This is a genomic window from Rhizobium sp. P1_E6, from assembly GCF_056405875.1.
On the sequence record NZ_JBFUBG010000216.1, the window covers coordinates 1 to 2,729 of the forward strand.

Annotated in this window: 2 protein-coding genes; one reads left to right on the top strand and one right to left on the bottom strand. The window is 60.5% G+C overall.

Translation table 11 applies throughout. The features are described 5' to 3' along the window. Positions 1–277 precede the first annotated feature (277 nt). Positions 278–1,297 carry an NADP-dependent oxidoreductase gene (locus AC1D35_RS35445; protein WP_477942619.1) on the top strand — a complete coding sequence of 340 codons (1,020 nt, stop codon included), beginning with the start codon at positions 278–280 and terminating at the stop codon, positions 1,295–1,297. Positions 1,298–1,410: 113 nt separating this feature from the next. Here the strand turns inward: AC1D35_RS35445 and AC1D35_RS35450 are convergent, their stop codons facing one another. After that, positions 1,411–2,505, bottom strand: a complete 1,095-nt coding sequence (locus AC1D35_RS35450; protein ID WP_477942621.1) for a rhodanese-like domain-containing protein — start codon at positions 2,503–2,505, stop codon at positions 1,411–1,413. Positions 2,506–2,729 lie beyond the last annotated feature (224 nt).

Consider the following 2,729-nt stretch of genomic DNA (forward strand, 5'->3'; position numbering starts at 1 on the left):
GAGCGGGACAAGGTTCATACTCGAGCCGCCGATATCGATAATAGTCTATTAATTTAGTAGATTATATCGTCGATAAGGTGGGAAAGAAATTCCTGCCCGTGCTAGAATTTTCTCCTGAGGTGATAAATCCTTCTAATGTGGGAGGTCGGTTCGACAATCGGGCATGGGCTATAAGACCCGGCTTCCAACGGTGCGCCGTGGTCGCACCGTTGGGATGGCCGGGCTGGAAAGCCGGCGCTTTGCGACTGTTCGATAGGTGACAAGAAGGGAGATCGATATGGCGACCGGAAAACGAATAGTTCTTGCAAGCAGACCGCAGGGGGCTCCGACTTTGGACAATTTTCGCGTCGAGACTTTCGATCTGCCCGAGATCAAGGAAGGCGAGGTCGGCCTGCGCGTGATCTATCTATCGCTTGACCCCTATATGCGCGGCCGCATGAGCGACGCCAAATCTTATGCTGCACCGGTCCCGGTCGATGGGACAATGGAAGGCGAGACCATAGGCGAGGTGACGCATTCGCGGCATTCGGATTTCAAGCCCGGCGACATGGTCCGTGGACGCACCGGTTGGTGCACCGATGCCGTCATCAAGGGTGATGCCATTCGCCACTTTGACACGCATGGCGCCCCCCTCACGTCAGCCCTTGGCGCCCTTGGGATGCCGGGCTTTACCGCCTATGCCGGCATGAAGGTGATCGGTCAACCCCAGGAGGGCAACACGGTCGTCGTTGCGGCTGCCTCCGGACCGGTCGGCTCGATGGTTGGCCAGCTCGCGAGACTGGCTGGCGCAAGGGCTGTCGGCATTGCCGGCGGGGCGGACAAATGCGCCTATGTCCGCGACGAGCTTGGCTTCGACGCCGTCGTCGATCATCGTTCCGGAACCTTCACCGACGATCTCAGGCTGGCCTGCCCCGACGGTATCGACGTTTATTTTGAAAATGTCGGGGGCCATGTTTGGGACGCGGTGCTTCCGCTCCTCAATCCGTATGCGCGCGTTCCAGTCTGTGGCCTCGTCGCGACCTATAATGGCGAAAATGCTGCCGGCCATGACCGGCTCGCCGGCACGATGTCGGCGATCCTCCGCCGGAGCCTCAGGGTGCGTGGCTTCATCCAATCCGAGTTCGTGGGCGAACACTACGCTGACTTCCAGACTAAAATCGGCCCCCTCGTCGCATCAGGCAAGATCCGCTACCGCGAGGATATTGTCGACGGCCTGGACAATGCGCCGGAGGCCTCCATCGGCATGCTGAAGGGCCGCAATTTCGGCAAGCTTTTGGTGCGGGTTAAGGAGCTGTGACCGGTCTGATGGTTGCGACCCGACGACTATATGGGCCAGTCGGCCCATATTTCTGGTGTCGTCGGTAGTTCGAGCCTATCTAAACGCCGTCATGGACTGCGCGGGCCTTGGTCTCAGGCTACATTGCTCAATTCCTGCGAATTGAAATCGACAAGCAGGATGGCGATTTCATAGCCGCGCCGTTGCAGCCAATGGGCGACGATGCGCGCGCGTGCGCCAAGAAGATCATCGATGAGGACGATGCGTGCCCCTCTGACCGCGATCGTGCGATAGGCGACGCCGAGCAACTGGCCGCCCTCCGAAGACAGGCTATCCTTGAGATGGCCGCTTTCGAATTCTTCCGGTGTGCGCACGTCGAGCAGGTAGGTGGTGCGGTCGGGGTCGGCAGCCCATGTCCTAGCCGTTTCGATGTCGATCTCGGGGAACAGGTCGGCACTGCCCAAGACCTCGATCTGCCGACGGGCAAATTCGACGGCCGTTTGGCTGACCTCGCCATAGGTGCGCGTCTTGCCGGTCTCCAGGCTGAGGCCGGCCGCAGTCCATGCCTTTGTGCCGTCGTGGAGATAGGAGACCTTGTTGGGAACCTTGGCGTCGATCAGTGTCTGCGCCCCAAGGATGGCGCGTGGCAGACCGGCGCAGGAGACGACGACCCGCGTCTTTTCGGAGGGCACCACATCCTTGAAACGCAGCACCAGTTCCGCACCGGGAACGCTGATGGCGCCTGGCACGTGTTCGCGCGCAAATTCAGGCACGGTGCGGGTATCGATGACGATAAGATCCTCCCCTTCATCGCGAAGCCGCTTCAACTCTTCGGCCGACGTCACCGGCGTGCCCTTCTCGTCCTTGACCGCGAGAGTGAAATCGACCCCGGGCGTATCGAATGTCGGCAGGGCGATGCCGTCGCCGCCCGCCGTCCAGGCCGGAATGCCGCCCTCGAGCGCAAAGACGTTCGGCCAGCCGGCATCGGCAAGGTCTGCCGCAAGGCGCTCGGCAGCACCGTCGCCACCATCGGCAAGCACGGTGCGTACGACCTTGCGGGGTACGAAGCGCGACAGGTCGCCTGTAACCTTCTCGGCCGGCAGGTTGGTGGCAAAGAGCGGCGAGGCGTAACCGACGACGTCGGGGGCTCTAATGTCGAGAACGGCGAGTTCGCTTCCGTCTGCAAGCCACTCCTTGAACGTGTCGCGGGAAATCGTCTTCTGGCTCATCGTCAGTCTCCTTGTTCACGGTGGGTGATGGCGCAAGACTAGCGGCAGGACGAGGTGCTTTCGAAGTCGCTCGATGCGGTGAGGGCCCCGGATCGGGAAAAGCAATTCCATTATCTATAAAATCTATAGAGATTATTTTCTTATCTCTGTTTCTGCGCTCTCGTAGGCTTCCTGCCGTCATTGAAGGACGCCACGTCAATCTACGCGGGGCCAGGCCGCTCGGC

Coding starts and splice junctions, on each gene's coding strand:
- AC1D35_RS35445 (WP_477942619.1), top strand. CDS start 278: ATGGCGACCGGAAAACGAATAGTTCTTGCAAGCAGACCGCAGGGGGCT.
- AC1D35_RS35450 (WP_477942621.1), bottom strand. CDS start 2,505: ATGAGCCAGAAGACGATTTCCCGCGACACGTTCAAGGAGTGGCTTGCA.